At 59.8% G+C, this 17,516-nt stretch carries 11 protein-coding genes, 1 tRNA gene and 2 rRNA genes; 7 read left to right on the forward strand and 7 right to left on the reverse strand.

The genetic code is table 11. The annotated features are described in order from the left end of the window. The first annotated feature begins 2 nt into the window (after positions 1 to 2). The 3 genes from LPJGGPFB_RS31245 to LPJGGPFB_RS31255 all read left to right on the forward strand — a co-directional run bounded on the left by LPJGGPFB_RS31245 (position 3) and on the right by LPJGGPFB_RS31255 (position 4,114). Positions 3 to 1,352 carry an HlyD family type I secretion periplasmic adaptor subunit gene (locus LPJGGPFB_RS31245; protein ID WP_173423783.1) on the forward strand — a complete coding sequence of 450 codons (1,350 nt, stop codon included), beginning with the start codon at positions 3 to 5 and terminating at the stop codon, positions 1,350 to 1,352. A gap of 169 nt (positions 1,353 to 1,521) precedes the next feature. Next, positions 1,522 to 2,016 carry a hypothetical protein gene (locus tag LPJGGPFB_RS31250; protein ID WP_173423784.1) on the forward strand — a complete coding sequence of 165 codons (495 nt, stop codon included), beginning with the start codon at positions 1,522 to 1,524 and terminating at the stop codon, positions 2,014 to 2,016. A gap of 331 nt (positions 2,017 to 2,347) precedes the next feature. Next, positions 2,348 to 4,114: a GNAT family N-acetyltransferase gene (locus LPJGGPFB_RS31255; RefSeq protein WP_173423785.1), complete on the forward strand. Its 1,767-nt coding sequence runs from the start codon at positions 2,348 to 2,350 to the stop codon at positions 4,112 to 4,114. A gap of 28 nt (positions 4,115 to 4,142) precedes the next feature. Here the strand turns inward: LPJGGPFB_RS31255 and LPJGGPFB_RS31260 are convergent, their stop codons facing one another. Together LPJGGPFB_RS31260 and LPJGGPFB_RS31265 are read right to left on the reverse strand one after the other, a co-directional pair. Next, positions 4,143 to 4,436, reverse strand: coding sequence for a DUF2218 domain-containing protein (locus LPJGGPFB_RS31260; protein WP_173423786.1), 294 nt, complete (start codon positions 4,434 to 4,436; stop codon positions 4,143 to 4,145). A 94-nt stretch (positions 4,437 to 4,530) separates the two neighbouring features. Then, positions 4,531 to 5,454 carry a siderophore ABC transporter substrate-binding protein gene (locus LPJGGPFB_RS31265; RefSeq protein ID WP_173423787.1) on the reverse strand — a complete coding sequence of 308 codons (924 nt, stop codon included), beginning with the start codon at positions 5,452 to 5,454 and terminating at the stop codon, positions 4,531 to 4,533. Between the two features lie 309 nt (positions 5,455 to 5,763). Here LPJGGPFB_RS31265 and LPJGGPFB_RS31270 point away from each other — a divergent pair, with 309 nt between their 5' ends. Genes LPJGGPFB_RS31270 through LPJGGPFB_RS31280 form a run of 3 tightly spaced genes read left to right on the forward strand, consistent with a single transcriptional unit; the run spans position 5,764 to position 8,427 of the window. Next, a complete protein-coding gene (locus LPJGGPFB_RS31270; RefSeq protein ID WP_173423788.1) occupies positions 5,764 to 6,714 on the forward strand; it encodes an ABC transporter permease in 951 nt (316 codons plus the stop codon). Next, entirely contained in the window at positions 6,704 to 7,672 is a 969-nt protein-coding gene (locus LPJGGPFB_RS31275; protein ID WP_173423789.1) for an iron chelate uptake ABC transporter family permease subunit, read from the forward strand. The genes LPJGGPFB_RS31270 and LPJGGPFB_RS31275 overlap by 11 nt, the downstream gene beginning before the upstream one ends. After that, on the forward strand, positions 7,669 to 8,427 hold the full coding sequence (locus tag LPJGGPFB_RS31280; RefSeq protein ID WP_173423790.1) for an iron ABC transporter ATP-binding protein: 759 nt from the start codon (positions 7,669 to 7,671) through the stop codon (positions 8,425 to 8,427). Before LPJGGPFB_RS31275 ends, LPJGGPFB_RS31280 begins: the two co-directional genes overlap by 4 nt. A gap of 10 nt (positions 8,428 to 8,437) precedes the next feature. On the opposite strand, the gene LPJGGPFB_RS31285 is transcribed toward LPJGGPFB_RS31280, so the two are convergent. Together LPJGGPFB_RS31285 and LPJGGPFB_RS31290 are read right to left on the reverse strand one after the other, a co-directional pair. Beyond that, positions 8,438 to 11,536: an efflux RND transporter permease subunit gene (locus LPJGGPFB_RS31285; protein WP_173423791.1), complete on the reverse strand. Its 3,099-nt coding sequence runs from the start codon at positions 11,534 to 11,536 to the stop codon at positions 8,438 to 8,440. Next, a complete protein-coding gene (locus LPJGGPFB_RS31290; protein WP_173423792.1) occupies positions 11,533 to 12,693 on the reverse strand; it encodes an efflux RND transporter periplasmic adaptor subunit in 1,161 nt (386 codons plus the stop codon). Before LPJGGPFB_RS31290 ends, LPJGGPFB_RS31285 begins: the two co-directional genes overlap by 4 nt. A 284-nt stretch (positions 12,694 to 12,977) precedes the next feature. On the opposite strand from LPJGGPFB_RS31290, the gene LPJGGPFB_RS31295 reads away from it, so the two are divergent. Then, positions 12,978 to 13,577 carry a TetR/AcrR family transcriptional regulator gene (locus tag LPJGGPFB_RS31295; RefSeq protein WP_173423793.1) on the forward strand — a complete coding sequence of 200 codons (600 nt, stop codon included), beginning with the start codon at positions 12,978 to 12,980 and terminating at the stop codon, positions 13,575 to 13,577. Between the two features lie 392 nt (positions 13,578 to 13,969). Here the strand turns inward: LPJGGPFB_RS31295 and LPJGGPFB_RS31300 are convergent. From LPJGGPFB_RS31300 to LPJGGPFB_RS31310, 3 genes are all read right to left on the reverse strand, one after another. After that, positions 13,970 to 14,046 (reverse strand) — tRNA-Met (locus LPJGGPFB_RS31300). Between the two features lie 240 nt (positions 14,047 to 14,286). Then, positions 14,287 to 14,401: ribosomal RNA gene (gene rrf / locus LPJGGPFB_RS31305) — 5S ribosomal RNA — on the reverse strand. Between the two features lie 109 nt (positions 14,402 to 14,510). Continuing rightward, positions 14,511 to 17,306, reverse strand: a 23S ribosomal RNA gene (locus LPJGGPFB_RS31310). Positions 17,307 to 17,516: the final 210 nt, after the last annotated feature.

Consider the following 17,516-nt stretch of genomic DNA (forward strand, 5'->3'; position numbering starts at 1 on the left):
CCATGAGCCGCGAGAAAAAGAACGCCGCCGAAGAACATGTCGTCGAGTGGTATTCGGAGGTGCCGCGATCGATCAAGCTGCACAGCATGGCGGGCCTGGCGCTGATCCTCGCCTCATTCGGCGGCTTCGGCTACTGGGCTTTCGCAGCCCCTCTGGCGGCCGCGATCATTGCCCAGGGAAGCTTCGTCGCCAACGGCAACAACAAGATCATCCAGCACCTCGAAGGCGGCATCATCGAGCAGATGCTGGTGGCCGAAGGCGACAAGGTCAAGACCGGCGACATTCTGGTCAAGCTCGATCAGACGCCGTCGCGCGCCAACGAGCGCGCGCTCAATCTGAAGCGGCTGCGTCTGGAGGCGGTGGTCTCGCGGCTGCGCGCCGAAGCCATGGGCAGCGACACGTTCAAGATCCCCGACATCGTCAAGAAAGAGGCGAGCGATCCCGATATCCACGCGATCATCGAGAGCCAGAACGTCAACTTCCACAGCAAGAAGATCAAGCTCGACGATCAGCTGAACCTCATCGACCAGAACATCAAGTCACTGGAGTTCCGCGCCAAAGGCTACGAGCGCCAGCAGGAATCGTTCAACAAGCAACTGGACATTCTCAACGAGGAGCGCGCCGCCAAGAGCAAGCTGGCCGAAAGCGGCCTGATCAAGAAATCGGAACTGATGGCGCTCGACCGCGCTGCTGCCGATGCCATGGGCGAGATCGGCCGACTTGACGCCGAGGTCAAGGAAAGCCTGTCGCAGATCGACCGCTATCGCCAGGAGGCGGTGATCGCCGTCAATGCCAACAAGCAAGCGGCGCTCGATGGACTTGAAGCTGCCGAATCCGACCTCGATGGCGTGCGCGAGCAATTGCGCGAGGCAAGCGAAGTTCTCGGCCGTGCCACCATCCGGTCGCCCGTCGACGGCACCGTGGTGCGCAGCTATTTTCACACCGCCGGGGGCGTCATCGCGACGGGCAAGCCGATCATGGAAATTCTGCCGGCCAACGTGCCGCTGATCATCGAGGCGCAGGTGCTGCGAACCTCCATCGATCAATTGCGCGTGGGCGAGGACGCGACCATCCGTCTGTCGGCGCTCAACCGCCGCACGACGCCGGTGCTGAGCGGCAAGGTCTTTTACGTCTCCGCCGACTCGGTCGAAGAGGTAAGCGGCGGCCAGCAGCGGGATGTCTACATCGTCCGCGTCGAGGTTCCCGTCAGCGAGATCCACCGCATCCACGGTTTCCATCCGGTGCCGGGCATGCCGGCGGAAGTGCTGATCACCACGTCGGAGCGCACTTTCTTCGAATATCTGACGAAGCCGATCACCGACAGCATGTCGCGCGCCTTCAAGGAAACCTGAGGCGAAGCGGGGAGGCTGCGAATGAAGTCCGCGCAAGACAGGACTGGCCTGCAGGTTTCGGGTTTTCACCGGCGAGCGGCACACGCCTTGAAGGCGCGTGTATTTCCGTCAAGATGCGCATCGTCGGTGATGGCAGGGTGCCACCGGTGGCGGATAGGGGAGACGTTTGATGGCAGCGATACACGAGGTGCTTCTGCTTGTCGGCCGCCTCAACTATGTCTGGACCAATACCGAAAGCCTGCTGATCTACGTCATTGCCCATCTGCTGAGTGTCGACAAGGAGCAGGCGATCGTCGTCTTCCTGACCTTGAACACCACGCGCGCCCGCATCGATCTGACCGAACGCCTGGCCAAGCTGCCGGCGATCCCCGTCGACACACGCGACAACGTTCTTTCGATCATGGACCGGCTGAAGCAGCAGTCGAAGATGCGCAACAAGTACAACCATTGCATCTACTCCTTCGACGAGCAGGGCGAGATTTCCAGCACCCAGCTGATGCGCCTGGTGGAAGGCGACAAGGACATACGCTACGGCAAGGTCGAGCAGCTCGATGCCCGCGAGCTGGAGCGGCTCGAAGCCGCGATCCAGGAGATAACCGAGATCAGCAAAAGCCTGTGGGCGTTCATTCGCTCCCGGCCGAATTTCGACGAGCGTTCGATCTAGAGCATTTCCGGTTTGGACAGAGTCGCGGAAACGCTCTGGCACCCAGTTTTTGTGCATTTCCTGACGGAAAACCGCTTCGCACTTTTCCTGGAAATGCTCTGGCACTCAGTTTTCACGCATTTCCTGACGGAAAACCGCTTCGCACTTTTCCTGGAAATGCTCTAGAGGCGGAAGCGTGGCCTCGATCGTCCGTAGACGACACGGCGCATTCGGATGATATCATTAGTACAGCCGAGCTATGGTTTGACTAGTACCTAAGGTCGTTTTGCAAACAAACGAGCCGGATATATTCTTTAATAATTGTATTTTTTAGTTGCGTACCGAGGGCGTTATGAAAATAGATATTTTTGAGACTTTAGAAGAATTTGAGAAAATTCGCGAAGATTGGGACAGGATCTATTTCGAAGATCCAGAAGCCCATCTGTTTCTTTCCTGGCAATGGCTGCACAAGTATCTGTCGCACCGTCATCGCTGGTTTGTTCTGGCGCTGAAGCAGGAAGGCGATGCCCATTACTGCGCCTTCCTGCCATTGAAGGTATCGACCTACCAGGACGAAAAGACCAACCTCTTCTGCGACGAAATCCGGATGGCGGGCAACTACGGTGCCGATTACACCGGCTTCCTGTGTCGGCCCGGCCTGGAGGACGCGGCGGCCGATGCCTTCTCCGCCTATATCGGCAGGGAGAACTGGACGACCCTCACGTTCGATTATTTCTACACCGCCTCTTCGCGGCTCGATCGTCTTCTGGCGGCCTTTCCGCAAACCGAATTCTCGCAGAAAAGCAACGAGCGCAGCAATTCTGACAACATCGACAATACCATCTGCCCCTATGTGGTCCTGCCGGAAAGCTGGGAGGCGTATCTCGCAACGCATATGAGCGCCCAGACCCGCCAGAAACTCAGACGCTTCATGCGCATGGTCGAGGCGTCGTCCGACTACCGCATCACACACGCGACGAGTGAGACGATCGAACGTGATCTCGACACGCTGTTCCGGCTGTGGCGCATCAAATGGGCGGAGCGCAAGGGCAGCAAGGTCGACCGCCTGATCACCTTGACAAGGGAGATGCTGCTCGACGCTTTCAATCAGGGTGCGCTCGACGTTCCCGTTCTCTGGTATCAGGACCGGCCGCTCGGTGTGCTTGCCAATCTGCTCGATCGGCAGAAGAAGACGGTTCTGTTCTACATCACCGGTCGCGACGAGGAATGGACCACCCCTTCCCCAGGGCTTTTGCTGCACGGCTTTTCCATTCGCGATGCGATTGCCGAGGGATACCGGATCTACGACTTCCTGCGCGGCAATGAGGCCTATAAATACGCCTTCGGTGTCGAGGAACGCCGTATTCGCAGCATGCTTGTCAGAACGCTATCCGGCCGCAATCTGCGCAACTGCCTCAACCCGCGCAGCATCGAACATGTCTACGAGCGCGCCGTTGAGCTACACAAGCAGGGACGGCTGGATCGGGCAGAACCCGGTTACCGGCAGGTCATCCACACCATGCCGACACACACCCGCGCCCGCTATGGCCTCGCCCAGCTTTTCGACGACAAGGGCGAGCACGACGAGGCCGAGTATCTCTATAAGGGGATGCTTGCGACGATGCCGGGTGCCGGCAAGATCCAGCACCGGCTCGGGGACAGCCAGATGGCGCAGGGACACTACGGCGAAGCAGCCGAAACCTTCGAAGCACTGCTCGCCCGCCACCCGCTCCTCAGCCTCGTGCGCTACAAGCTCGGCGTCGCCTTGTGCGCAACTGGCCGAGGCGAGGAAGCCCTCGGAATTTTCACGAGCTTCGAAGACATCCTCTCGGACGATCCGGATCACCTGCGCTGCAAGTTGAAAGCACGTGACGCTGTCATTCGCCTGAGGGAAGCATTGCAAGGCCAACAGGACGAGGTTCCCGAACCAGCGCAAACCCCGGTGTCAATCCCATCGCCGCCGAGGGTCCTGGTGGCGCCGAAACGAACGCTCGATGCATCCGTGCGGCTCCCGACGGCACCTCCCTTGCTTGAACCATCGCTGCCATCAGGCATTTCGGCGCACCTGCAGGCCCGGCCGGGCAAGCCTGGAGAAACAGGGTCGCGAATAAAGCATTGAAGGCGTGGAAGCAGGAGACGCCGACCGCTCACTCCGCGGTTTCGGTCCAGTCAAGAGCCTTCAGCTCCTCGCGAAATGCGAAGCGGATGATGTGGCGTTCGATCACATCCTTGCATTCCGCCAGCGCCTCGGCATCTGGCGATTCCGCGACGAACGACAACTGGTGTCCGCGGGCAGTCATGCGCGCGGTGCTTACACCAATCGCCGCCACCGAATCCACTTCGGTATATTCGACCGATGTCTTGTGCGCGAAATGCTTGGACATCTGCTGCAGGTATTGCGAGGCGCGTTCGGTGGCAAAACCGCTCGTGGCTTTCAACATTGTCTTCTCCAATCTGCATGGGATCGATGGGCAGGCAAAGGCACGACAAGGGGCGGCATGATTGCTCCAGCCGCCCCTCGTGAAAAGTTCAAGCCTATTTCTTGCTCAGCGCTTGCGTCAGCTGATCGACGATATCCTGTTCGGATTTCAGACCCGAGCTCGTCAGGTAAAGCTTGGCTGAATCGAGATAGACGACCCGCTCGTTCTTCCAGGCCTTGGTCTGGCGCACCAGTTCGTTGTCGAGGAGGGCCGCGGCCGGCTGGCCTTCCTGGCCGATCGCCGCGTCGCGGTCGACGACGAAGATCCAGTCCGGATTGGTCTCGAGGATATATTCGTAGGACACTGCCTGCCCGTGCGTTGCGACCTCGAGCTTCGGATCGGCAGGCTCGACGCCGAAGATGTCGTGGATTTCGCCGAAGCGCGAACCCTTGCCATAGGCGCTGATCTTGCCACCGGTCGTCAGCAGGATGAGACCGGTGCCGGCATCCTTGGCGACACCCTGCAGCTTGACGATCGAGGCGTCGAGCTTGTCCGACGCAGCCTTGATTTCCGCCTCTTTGCCGAAGATCTGGCCGAGAATGGCGGCGTTCTTCTTGACGCTGCCGATCAGGTCCTTGTCGTCGTTGGTCAGGTCGATGGTCGGCGCGAGCTTGGCAAGCTCGGCATATTTCGACTGCGAACGGCCGCCGACGATGATCAGATCGGGTTCGGCAGCATTGACCGCCTCATAGTCCGGTTCAAACAACGTACCGATCTTCGGATAGGTGTCGGACTTGTATTTTTCGAGGGACGGCGGGATGGCAGAGCCGGGAACGCCGGCGACAGGCACGCCGAGCATATCCAGAGTTTCGAGCATGCCAAAATCATAAACCAGCACCGTCTTCGGGGACTTTTCGACATCCGTCGTGCCGCTGCTGTGCTCGATTTTCAACGTTTCGGCGCCAGCGGCAGGCGCCAGAGCCAGGACGGCCGTCAGGACGGCGCCACGAAGAGCATTAGAAAATAGAGATACATTCATGACTTATTTCCTCATGTTTTAAGCCGTCCTAGCGCGATTTTCCAGAGAGGGCAACAAGCCCGTTTGCTGTCGTGCAAAAGCGACGAGCCAGCATGCGACCATCCGACAATGGCGCTTGGCACGACGAAACTTGACTAACCATCTCATATATATGAAGGAAGCTCAGTTCCCGTCCGCCGCTTGGCGGTGCCGAGACGGATGCAAGTAAAACCGATCTCAAGTTGCTCGGAGGCAACGGAAGGATGAACGGCAACAAGCGGGCCACGAAGGGCCATTCACTGAAGCACCGGCGCACGTAAAGACCGATCGATGAAGTCACTCCTGATTGCCGTCCCCGTCATCCTGCTGCTTGCCGTCGTCAGCGTCCTGACCGGTGTCGGCAGCCTCGCCTCCGGGCTTGACGGCGACGGGCGCGGCTGGTTGCTGATCGTCGAAAGCCGGGTGCCGCGTACGCTTGCACTGATGCTCGCCGGAACCGGGCTCGCCGTCGCCGGCACCATCATGCAAATGCTCGCCCGCAACCGCTTCGTCGAACCGTCGACCGCAGGTACGGCGGAATCGGCGGCGCTTGGAATGCTCGTGACGATGATCTTCGCGCCCACTTTGCCGGTCGCCGGCAAGATGGCCGTGGCCGCCCTCACCGCGCTCGCCGGCACGGCACTGTTCCTCAAGATTCTGCGCCAGATCCCGCTGCGTTCAGTGCTGATGGTGCCTCTTGTCGGCATCATGCTCGGCGGCGTCATCAGCGCGGTCACCACCTTCATCGCCTACCGATACGACATGATGCAGTCGATGGGCGCCTGGATGTCGGGCGATTTCTCCGGCGTGCTGCGCGGCCGCTACGAACTGTTGTGGATCGCTTTTGCCCTGACGCTGATCGCCTATGTTACCGCTGCCCGTTTCACCGTCATCGGCATGGGCGAGGACATCGCCCGCAATGTCGGCCTCGACTACAACAAGGTCGTGACGCTCGGGCTTTGCATCGTATCGATGGTGACGGCCACGGTCGTCGCCACCGTCGGCATGGTGCCGTTCCTGGGGTTGATCGTGCCGAATGTCATCAGCCTCGTGGTCGGTGACAATCTCAGGCGCACCCTGCCGCTGATCGCCGCCACCGGTGCAGGGCTGGTGCTCGCCTGCGACATCGTCGGCCGCATGATCATCGCACCTTACGAGATCCCGGTCGGAACGGTCATGGGTGTCATCGGCAGCGTTGTCTTCCTCTATCTGCTGCTGTCGAGGCGCGCCCATGCAGGCTGACATCAAGAGGGTATCGCCCGCCGGAACGCTGCTTGTGACGGCAGTGCTCGCGCTCCTGTCGATGCTGGCCTTCATGACGCTTGGCGCCAAGGGAAGCTGGGCGTTCATCCTCTCCTTCCGCGGCACCAAGCTTGCGGGCATGATCCTCGTCGCCTATGCGATCGCCGTCTCGACCATTCTCTTCCAGACTATCTCCGGAAACCGCATCCTGACACCGTCGATCATTGGCTTCGATGCGATGTACGCGCTGCTGCAGACCGTCATGGTGTTCGCGCTCGGGGCGGCAGGCGCCAACGCCGTCGACCCGCGGCTTCAGTTCGTCATCGAGACGGCGGCAATGGTCGGCTTTTCCGTGCTTCTGTTCCGGGCGCTGTTTTCAGGCGCCACCGGCAGCCTGCATCTCCTGATGCTCGTCGGCATCATTCTCGGCGGCCTATTCCGCAGCCTCTCGTCCTTCCTGCAGCGGATCCTCGATCCCAACGAGTTCGTGGTGCTGCAGGACCGGCTGTTTGCCAGCTTCAACACCGTCAATGCCGATCTTCTCGGTATTTCCGCTGTCGCCGTCGCCGCCGTCACTTTCGTTCTCTGGCGGCTGTTCCCGACCTTCGACGTGCTGTCGCTCGGCCGCGAGAGCGCCATCGGGCTTGGCGTCGACCATCACCGCACCGTTACCATCCTGCTTGTGCTCATCGCCGTCCTCGTCTCGGTTTCCACTGCGCTCGTCGGGCCGGTGACGTTCTTCGGCCTTCTGGTCGCAAGCCTTGCCTGGCAGATCACCCCGACGGCAAGCCATCGCTTTGTGCTGCCGATCGCTGTCTGCCTTGCCATCGTCACGCTGGTCGGCGGCCAGGTGATCCTGGAGCGGCTGTTTGCCTTCAACACCGCGCTCAGCATCGTCATCGAATTCGTCGGTGGTCTTGTCTTCATCTTCCTGCTTGTCCGAGGCTCCGCCCGATGATCGAAATCCGCGATGTCACCAAATCCTACGGCAGCAACGCTGTCGTCGACCGGGTCTCGATGACGCTTCCAACCGGTGGGCTGACCTCGATCATCGGTCCGAACGGTGCAGGCAAATCAACGCTGCTGTCGATCGTCAGCCGCCTGATGCCGATGGATGGGGGACAGGTTCTGGTCGACGGGCTCGACGTCAGCCACACGGCGGGCGAAGTGCTTGCCCGCCGCCTGTCGATCATGCGCCAGGACAACCATATCACCGCACGCCTCAGCGTACGCGACCTCGTCGCCTTCGGTCGCTACCCCTATTCGAAGGGCCGGCTGACAGCGGGTGACGTCGAGCATATCGAACGCTCGATCGCCTATGTCGGGCTCAAGGTCTTCGAGCACCGGTTCCTTGACGAGTTGTCCGGCGGCCAACGCCAGCGCGCCTTCATCGCCATGGTGCTCTGCCAGGATACCGACTACATGCTGTTCGATGAGCCGTTGAACAACCTCGACATGAAACACGCAGTCGAGACGATGAAGCTGCTGCGGCGCCTGGCCGACGATTTCGCCAAGACCGTTGTCGTCGTGCTGCACGACATCAACTTCGCCTCTGCCTATTCCGATCGCATCGTCGCCATGCGCGACGGCAGGCTTGCCTTCGAAGGTACACCGAAGGACATGATCGAGCCGTCACGCCTGCAGGCGATCTTCGATGTCGACTGCCGCGTACACGCCGTCGGCGACACACGGCTCGTCAATTATTTCGAATAGGCCGCGCGGTTCAATGAGACGAGCCGGACAGGATGGGGTTGCCGCTGCGGGCCGCATCGGCGATCTTGTCCTCGTCGGTCACCGATGACAGGCGCTTCAACCGGCGGCCGAGGCGAACGCTGACATCATCCATCACCGTGAACATCACCGGCACGAAGACGAGGCTCAGCATCGTCGATGTGATCAACCCGCCGATCACGGCAATCGCCATCGGCGCGCGGAAGGCCGCATCGGCACCAACGCCGATCGCCGCCGGCACCATGCCGGCAACCATGGCGATCGTCGTCATGATGATCGGGCGGGCGCGGGTGGTGCCTGCCGTCAGCAAGGCCGCTCTCCGGTCCGCTCCTTCGTTGCGGCAGACGATCGCGTGGTCGACCAGCAGGATCGAGTTCTTGCAGACAATACCCATCAACATCAGGATACCGATCGTCGAGGACAGATCGAGCGCAGCGCCAAAGAGAATGAGCGCGAGCGCCGCACCACCGATCGACAGGGGCAAGGCAATCAGGATGGTCACCGGCTGCAGAAAGTCTTTGAACAGGAGGACGAGCACCGCCGCAACCATCAGGATGCCGGCGAGCAAGGCAAGTGCGAAGTTGCGGAACATTTCCGACATGTATTCCGCTTCACCGTAATTCGCCTGCGAAACGCCTGATGGCATGTTGCTCATCGCCGGCAGGGCGGAGACCGCGTCGAACGCCGTGCCAAGCGTGATGCCGTTGAGATTGGCCTCTACCGCCATCAGGCGCTTGCGGTTGAGGCGTTCGACACTGCCCTCCTCGGCGCCGAAGGAAATATCGGCCACGGACGTCAGCGGCACCAGCTTGCCGGAATTGGTCCCCACCCTGAGATTGCGCAGCGTATCGAAATCCGCCCGGGCCGCCTCATCGAGCATGACCCGGATCGGCACCTGCCGGTTGCCGAGATTGAACCGCGCCGAATTGCTTTCGCTGTCACCCATGGTGGCGATGCGCGCAACCGTGCCGATCGACGTCACCGAGACCCCGAGGCGGGCCGCCTCGTCGAGACGCGGCTTCACCAGCAATTCGGGCGATAGCAGCGGTTCGGTCGACTGCACGTTGACGAGGCCCGGCATCGCCCGCATCTCTCTTTCGAGCTGGCGCACCGCCTGGGTCAGCGCCTCCGCGTCGTCGCTGGTCAGATAGATCGACAGGTCCTTCGCCCCCTGCTCGGAGGCAAAGGTCGCCTGGATGTCCGGGGTCTCGACGAGTAATGGACGCAGGGACAGCTCGAACGATTTTCGGTCGAGCTCGCGCTCCTTGCGCGGACGAAGCTTGATCAGGAGGTCGACCCGGTTGAGGCTGTCGGCGGTCGCAAGCACGCTATCGACCTCGGGTCTCTGCCTGATCTTGCGCGTCAGCTCATCCGAGACGCGGGCCGTTTCCTCGAGCCGCGTGCCCGGCGGCAAGGTCACCTTCAAGGTCGAGAGATTGCTGTCGCTCGTCGGCAGGAAACCGGTGGGCAACATCGTCAAAAGCGCGATCGAACCGATGAAGATGAGGGCGACGATGGAAAGCGCCGTCTTGCGATGATCGAGCGTCCAGCCGAGCACGTGGACATAGGCATCGCCGATGCGCGACCGCTTGGCCTCATGATGGGGTGCTGATTTCGGTCGGAGCAGATAGGCTGCCATCAACGGCGTCAGGAGGCGGGCAACTGCCAGGGAGAACAGCACGGCGATAGCGACCGTCAGGCCGAACTGCTTGAAATACTGCCCGACCGCACCGCCGATGAAGCTGACGGGCGCGAACACCGCAACGATTGTCAGCGTCGTCGCAACAATCGCAAGCCCGATTGCGTCGGCTGCATCGATCGCGGCTAGGAAGGGCCGCTTGCCCATGTCCACGTGCCGCTCGATGTTTTCGATTTCGACGATGGCGTCATCGACAAGAATGCCGATGACAAGCGTCAGCGCCAGCAGGCTGATGCTGTTCAAGGTGAAACCGAGAAAATCCATGACCATGAAGGTCGGCAGGATCGACAGCGGCATGGCGAGCGCCGAGATCAACGTTGCCCGCCAGTTGCGCAGGAACGCGAAAACGACCACGATCGTCAGGGCTGCCCCTTCCAGCAGCGCCGTCACCGCCGCATCGTAGCTTTCCTTGGTGTATTCGACCAGCGAGATCAGTTCCTTGATCTCGATGCCGGGTGTGCGCGCCTGGATTTCAGCCAACCGCGCGGCAACGCGATCGGCAACCACCGTATCGCTCGCACCCTTGCTGCGCGACACCGAGAAACTGACGACCGGTTCGCCGTCGAGCCGGGCGAAATTGCGCGGTTCGGAAGACGTGTCCTCGATCTTCGCCACGTCCGAGAGCTGGACCCAGCGGCCGCCCGAAATCGGTACCGACAGGCGCGAAAGATCCTCGACAGATGTGGCGCTGCCGATCGTGCGGATCGATTGCTCCCGCCCGCCGATCTCGCCACGCCCGCTCGGCACATTGGTGTTGAGTTCGCGCATCGCGGTGTTGACCTGATCGGCAGTGACGCCCAGTGCCAGCAGCCGCTCCGGATCGAGCGAAACGCGAACCTCGCGGTTGACGCCGCCGAGACGCTGAACCTTCTGCACGCCCGGAAGCGTCAGAAGCTCGCTGTTCAGGGTGTCGTCGACAAACCATGACAGCTCGACCGCGGACATGTTGGGCGCGCGCACGGTGTAGTAAATGATGGCGCTGCCATCGACGTCGACGCGCGACACCACCGGCTCCTGGATCGACTGCGGCAGATCGGAGCGGATCTGGGCGACCGCCTCGCGCACGTCGTTGGCAGCGCGATCCGGGTCGGTGCCGATCTTGAACTCGACCGTCGTCGTCGAGATGCCGTTGGCGACCGTCGAGCGAATGTGATTGACGGCAACCAGGCCGGCCGCCACGCCTTCGACGCGACGCGTGACCTGCGTTTCCATTTCCGCTGGCTGGGCGCTCGGTTGGGTGATCGTCACGGTCACGACGGGAAACGAGACGCTCGGATTTGCGTTGACCGGCAGGCGAAGGAAAGAGGCGATGCCGACCAGCGTCAAGACGACGAACAGGACGATGGTCGGAACGGGCTTACGGATCGCCCAGGCGGAGATGTTGCTGGTCATTTCTGCACGCCTGTCTGAGCGGGAACAACGTCCTTGGTGGCGACGGCCTCGCCCTCGCGGAGAGAAACGCCGGCCTTGGCAACAACGCGCTCGCCGACGTCCAGACCCGATAGGATCTCCACCTTGCCGTTCTGGCGCATTCCGGCCTGGACAGTCTTGCGCTTGACCTTCCCGCCCTCGACGATGAACACCGAGGGCATGCCGTCCGGGGTGCCGTAAAGCAGCGCTGAATCGTCGACCATGATCGCCGCGCGTTCGGCCACGACGATTTCCGCCCGGCCGAACGTTCCGGCATAGGGGGGCTTGTCGGTCTTCAGCGTTATCTTGGCCGTGCCGAGCCGTGTCTCGCTATCGATCTTCGGATTGATCACCCGGACCTGGCCTTCGATCGCGTCCGTGCGGCCGGAAAGCTTGACCTTTACTTTCTGACCGACGGCAAGCAAGGGCAACTCGCTTTCCGGAATTTCGGCAGCAAGCTCGATTTCGCCGTCACGGATGAGCCGCATCAGCGGCTCCGTTCCGGCGAGCGCGCCGGCACGGGCAAGCCGCTCGGAAACGATACCGGCGGCCGGGGCGACGATCACGGCCCGCTCGAGCTTGCGGCGTGCCTCGGCCAAGAGCGCCTGGGCCTGCGCATCGTCGGCGCGCGCCACCTTCACCGCCTCGATTGCAATGGCCACGGCCGAAACCCGTTCTTCGAGGAAGGTTTCTGCCTTCAGATGGCGCAGTTGCCGGGCGCGATCGAGCTTCTTTTCCTCCTGCCGGACAGTCTCTTCCTGCTGGGCAACCGCCGCACTGGCGCGCGCCACCCGCCCTTCCGCCTCACGCAGAAAGTTTTCCAGCATCTCGGTTTCGAGACGCGCGAGCACCTGGCCAGCAACCACCCGGTCGCCGATCTCGACCTCGACCTTGGCGATCCGTTGCTCGGTCAGTGTCGTCCCGACAGCGATTTCTTCCCGAGCGACGAAAATGCCCGCGAAGGAGCGCAGCCACTTCTGCGGCTGCCTGTCGGCCACGAGCGTTGAAACGGTGCGGCTTGCGGCGTGGACATCGGCGCTGACGGATGCCGCCGCCTCGTTGGCGCGAACCTGGCCCGCAGTCGCAGCAAGCGCGAAGACGGCGACGATGGCTGCATTCAGAGCTGGAGAACGTCTCATTCTGGTTGGCTTTCGCTGACGGAACCGGACGTCGCCACCACTCTGGCAGCAAGCACAACGTCGACGGTTCCTGATTATGGCGTTCGGAAGAAATTATTTATTCGATCAGTCAATCTAATAATTTCATTCGATAAACGCGTCAAGAGTAAGGCGATCACATACAATCATTGCGGGAGCATGGCGTCATCCGTCATCGGGGCACTTCTCTTGACATCGTACGCGCCTGCACCGCATACCAGATCGATTAGTCTATTAAAGAAATTGACCCGTTGGGGAGAAGCACGATGCGCAAGATCGACCCGGAGAAACATGCGGCAAGGCGGCAAGTCATCCTCGACGCCGCCATCGCCTGTTTTGCCCGCAAGGGGTTTCACGGCACATCGACCGCGGAAATCTGTGCCGAGGCAGGGATGAGCCCAGGCAATCTCTTTCATTATTTTCCGACCAAGCACGCCATCATTGCCGCAATCGTGGAGGAGGAACGTCAAGAAACGGCGGAGTTTTTCCGCGAACTCCATGAAGCGCCTGACCTTTTTGCAGCACTTCTGGGCTTCATGGACGTCGTGCTGGGTTTGGCAGCCGACCCCGTCTATTCCAGCCTGGCGCTGGAAATCGCCGCAGAGGCCATGCGCGACGAACACATCGGCGAACTGGTTGCCGCGAACGACGCGGAGCTGCGCGCCGCACTTTCCGCCGTCATCAAGGCCGCGCACGAGCGCGGACAGATCGACACCGCAATCGGTCCGGAAGCGGGTGCGCGGTGGATCGCCGCGATGATCGACGGCATTTTCGGCCGGATCGCCGTCGACCCCGGCTTCAAGCCGGAGCAGGAGCGCCCGATGATGCACCTGCTGCTGACCCGCTTTCTCTGTCCGCAACGCTGAGCCATTCAGCCCACCGGACCAGGCAGAGTGCGAGCCGCCTAGGACAAGGTCGAGAGAGTTTGGAAGATGCGGCCTCGGCGCTCAGTTGCTGGCAGTGCTGTGGCCGCATCTGGCGGCATCATCGAAATGTCATGGTATCGATCCAACTCCGGCGCGACACCGTCGGATCGAAGCCTCCTGCAGGCCGGGAGGAATGGCCAGCGCCTGCGTCCCCAACATGGGCGCCGCGTCCGCGAATGTCGGCGTGAGAGGTGGTCCTCCCTCAGCCGACTGGGATGGTTCCCACAGATGCTCCGGCCACCTCCCCGCGCTGCACGGTCTTGTTGTTTTTCTTTTGCGTGGCCCCAGAACGCCAAAAGCCCGCCGGTTTTCACCTGACGGGCTTTTTGATTTGGTTGCGGGGGCAGGATTTGAACCTGCGGCCTTCAGGTTATGAGCCTGACGAGCTACCGGGCTGCTCCACCCCGCGCCAAGCGCAAATCCCTTTGGGATTTGTCGCGGTAACGTAAATCCCGAAGGGATTTATGGTCTGTGCCGAGCAAATTGCGAAGCGATTTGCTCGTGTAAGGGACGCACCGTCGAGGGCACATCCGGTTGTGTGTCTCGATTTTACCTAAGCAAAAAGGCCGCTTGTGGGCGGCCCTTGCGTTTCGGCTTGGCCGAGTTTTGTGTCGAGAAGATTTTCGGTGTTTTATCTTGCGATTTGCAGACCTGGCAGCGACCTACTCTCCCGCGTCTTAAGACGAAGTACCATCGGCGCTGGGGCGTTTCACGGCCGTGTTCGGAATGGGAACGGGTGCAGCCACCCCGCCAGAACCACCAGGTCGGCAAAGCGCAAGATTTGCGCCTAGCTTGGCGCAAACCGAATGAGAAGCTGGTGAGGTGGTGATGCCACCTCTTTGATTTGAACACGTCGCTCATCTAGCAATGGGAACGATCAAGCCAATCGAACGATTAGTACTGGTAAGCTTCATGCGTTGCCGCACTTCCACACCCAGCCTATCAACGTGGTAGTCTTCCACGGTTCTCAAGGGAATACTCGTTTTCAGGTTGGTTTCCCGCTTAGATGCCTTCAGCGGTTATCCATTCCATATATAGCTACCCTGCTATGCCCTTGGCAGGACAACAGGTCCACCAGAGATATGTCCATCCCGGTCCTCTCGTACTAGGGACAGATCCTGTCAATATTCCTACACCCACGGCAGATAGGGACCGAACTGTCTCACGACGTTCTGAACCCAGCTCACGTACCGCTTTAATTGGCGAACAGCCAAACCCTTGGGACCTGCTCCAGCCCCAGGATGCGATGAGCCGACATCGAGGTGCCAAACAACCCCGTCGATATGGACTCTTGGGGGTCATCAGCCTGTTATCCCCGGCGTACCTTTTATCCGTTGAGCGATGGCCCTTCCACGCGGGACCACCGGATCACTATGACCGACTTTCGTCTCTGCTCGACTTGTCAGTCTCGCAGTCAGGCGGGCTTATGCCATTGCACTCGACGACCGATTTCCGACCGGTCTGAGCCCACCATCGCGCGCCTCCGTTACTCTTTCGGAGGCGACCGCCCCAGTCAAACTACCCACCATACACTGTCCCGGATCCGGATAACGGACCGCGGTTAGACATCCATGACGATAAGGGTGGTATTTCAAGGATGGCTCCACAAGAACTGGCGTCCCTGCTTCAAAGCCTACCACCTATCCTACACATGCCGACACGAATGCCAGTGTAAAGCTATAGTAAAGGTGCACGGGGTCTTTCCGTCTGACCGCAGGAACCCCGCATCTTCACGGGGAATTCAATTTCACTGAGTCTATGCTGGAGACAGCGGGGAAGTCGTTACGCCATTCGTGCAGGTCGGAACTTACCCGACAAGGAATTTCGCTACCTTAGGACCGTTATAGTTACGGCCGCCGTTTACTGGGGCTTCGATTCAGAGCTTGCACCCCTCCTCTTAACCTTCCAGCACCGGGCAGGCGTCAGACCCTATACGTCGTCTTGCGACTTCGCAGAGCCCTGTGTTTTTGATAAACAGTCGCTACCCCCTGGTCTGTGCCACCCTTTCATACTTGCGTATAAAAGGGTCACGCTTCTTCCGAAGTTACGCGTGCAATTTGCCGAGTTCCTTCAGCATAGTTCTCTCAAGCGCCTTGGTATACTCTACCTGACCACCTGTGTCGGTTTCGGGTACGGTCTATACGGTGGAGCTATTTCCTGGAACCGCGTCCCTGCACACCCAATCCAATAAGAGCGTACAAGTTAAGCAATCCGTCACTACCACCAGGCCCACGAATATTAACGTGGTTCCCATCGACTACGCGTGTCCGCCTCGTCTTAGGGGCCGGCTAACCCTGCTCAGATTAACTTTAAGCAGGAACCCTTGGTCTTTCGGCGAGAGGGTCTCTCACCCTCTTTATCGTTACTCATGTCAACATTCGCACTTCCGATACCTCCAGGACCCCTCACAGGTATCCCTTCACAGGCTTACGGAACGCTCCGCTACCACACGTCTTGCGACGTATCCTCAGCTTCGGTGCATGGCTTTAGCCCCGTTACATTTTCGGCGCAAAGACCCTTAATTAGACCAGTGAGCTGTTACGCTTTCTTTAAATGATGGCTGCTTCTAAGCCAACATCCTGGTTGTTTTGGGATCCTCACATCCTTTCCCACTTAGCCATGACTTGGGGACCTTAGCTGGAGGTCAGGGTTGTTGCCCTCTTCACGACGGACGTTAGCACCCGCCGTGTGTCTGCCGACTAGTACTCCTCGGTATTCGGAGTTTGGTTAGGATCAGTAAGACGGTGAGTCCCCATAGCCCATCCAGTGCTCTACCCCCGAGGGTATTCGGTCGACGCACTACCTAAATAGTTTTCGCGGAGAACCAGCTATTTCCGAGTTTGATTGGCCTTTCACCCCTAGCCACAAGTCATCCCAATCTATTGCAACAGATGCGGGTTCGGTCCTCCAGTTGGTGTTACCCAACCTTCAACCTGCTCATGGCTAGATCACTCGGTTTCGGGTCTAATGCGACGAACTGAACGCCCTATTCAGACTCGCTTTCGCTGCGCCTTCACCTATCGGCTTAAGCTTGCTCGTCACACTAAGTCGTTGACCCATTATACAAAAGGTACGCCGTCACCCTTGCGGGCTCCGACTGTTTGTAGGCATCCGGTTTCAGGTTCTATTTCACTCCCCTTGTCGGGGTGCTTTTCACCTTTCCCTCACGGTACTTGTTCGCTATCGGTCATGCACGAGTACTTAGGCTTGGAGAGTGGTCTCCCCATGTTCAGACAGGATTTCACGTGTCCCGCCTTACTCAAGGACACTGAGTGTTCTACGTGTAAGGGGCTATCACCCTCTACGGCCGACCTTTCCATGTCGTTCCACTTTATTCCTCAGTGCCACTGGCCTGGTCCGCGTTCGCTCGCCACTACTTGCGGAGTCTCGGTTGATGTCCTTTCCTGCAGGTACTTAGATGTTTCAGTTCCCTGCGTTCGCTTCTTACCCCTATGTATTCAGAGTAAGATACCTTTAAACAATACTTGGAAACCTAAGCCGTACCGAAGCACGACTTAAATTTTCCAAGTATTTAAGGTGGGTTTCCCCATTCGGAAATCCATGGATCAAAGCTTATTCGCAGCTCCCCACGGCTTATCGCAGCGTATCACGTCCTTCATCGCCTGTGCATGCCAAGGCATCCACCAAATGCCCTTCTTTCACTTGATCGTTCTCATTGCCAATGCTCATCCTTAAGCCGTCGTCCCCTTGGGGACGCGGCAGACCGGGTTACCTTTTACAACCCAATCCAATCCAGATGCCATCGACGTGTTCGACAGGCCTGCTTTATTGGAACCACGCCGAGCGGTTCGCTTGCAGCCTGTCTTAAGACCAGCTTCTCGAGATCTGTCCGGTGATGCGCGGTCAGGCAACACCAAT

Source organism: Ensifer adhaerens (genome assembly GCF_013283195.1).
GTDB classification, from domain to species: domain Bacteria; phylum Pseudomonadota; class Alphaproteobacteria; order Rhizobiales; family Rhizobiaceae; genus Ensifer; species Ensifer adhaerens_G.

What these genes read in the sequence shown, in the direction of transcription:
- LPJGGPFB_RS31270 (WP_173423788.1), top strand. Translation starts at nt 5,764, where the DNA reads ATGAAGTCACTCCTGATTGCCGTCCCCGTCATCCTGCTGCTTGCCGTC.
- LPJGGPFB_RS31260 (WP_173423786.1), bottom strand. Translation starts at nt 4,436, where the DNA reads ATGTTGAAAGCCACGAGCGGTTTTGCCACCGAACGCGCCTCGCAATAC.
- LPJGGPFB_RS31255 (WP_173423785.1), top strand. Translation starts at nt 2,348, where the DNA reads ATGAAAATAGATATTTTTGAGACTTTAGAAGAATTTGAGAAAATTCGC.
- LPJGGPFB_RS31265 (WP_173423787.1), bottom strand. Translation starts at nt 5,454, where the DNA reads ATGAATGTATCTCTATTTTCTAATGCTCTTCGTGGCGCCGTCCTGACG.
- LPJGGPFB_RS31250 (WP_173423784.1), top strand. Translation starts at nt 1,522, where the DNA reads ATGGCAGCGATACACGAGGTGCTTCTGCTTGTCGGCCGCCTCAACTAT.
- LPJGGPFB_RS31290 (WP_173423792.1), bottom strand. Translation starts at nt 12,693, where the DNA reads ATGAGACGTTCTCCAGCTCTGAATGCAGCCATCGTCGCCGTCTTCGCG.
- LPJGGPFB_RS31280 (WP_173423790.1), top strand. Translation starts at nt 7,669, where the DNA reads ATGATCGAAATCCGCGATGTCACCAAATCCTACGGCAGCAACGCTGTC.
- LPJGGPFB_RS31275 (WP_173423789.1), top strand. Translation starts at nt 6,704, where the DNA reads ATGCAGGCTGACATCAAGAGGGTATCGCCCGCCGGAACGCTGCTTGTG.
- LPJGGPFB_RS31285 (WP_173423791.1), bottom strand. Translation starts at nt 11,536, where the DNA reads ATGACCAGCAACATCTCCGCCTGGGCGATCCGTAAGCCCGTTCCGACC.
- LPJGGPFB_RS31295 (WP_173423793.1), top strand. Translation starts at nt 12,978, where the DNA reads ATGCGCAAGATCGACCCGGAGAAACATGCGGCAAGGCGGCAAGTCATC.
- LPJGGPFB_RS31245 (WP_173423783.1), top strand. Translation starts at nt 3, where the DNA reads ATGAGCCGCGAGAAAAAGAACGCCGCCGAAGAACATGTCGTCGAGTGG.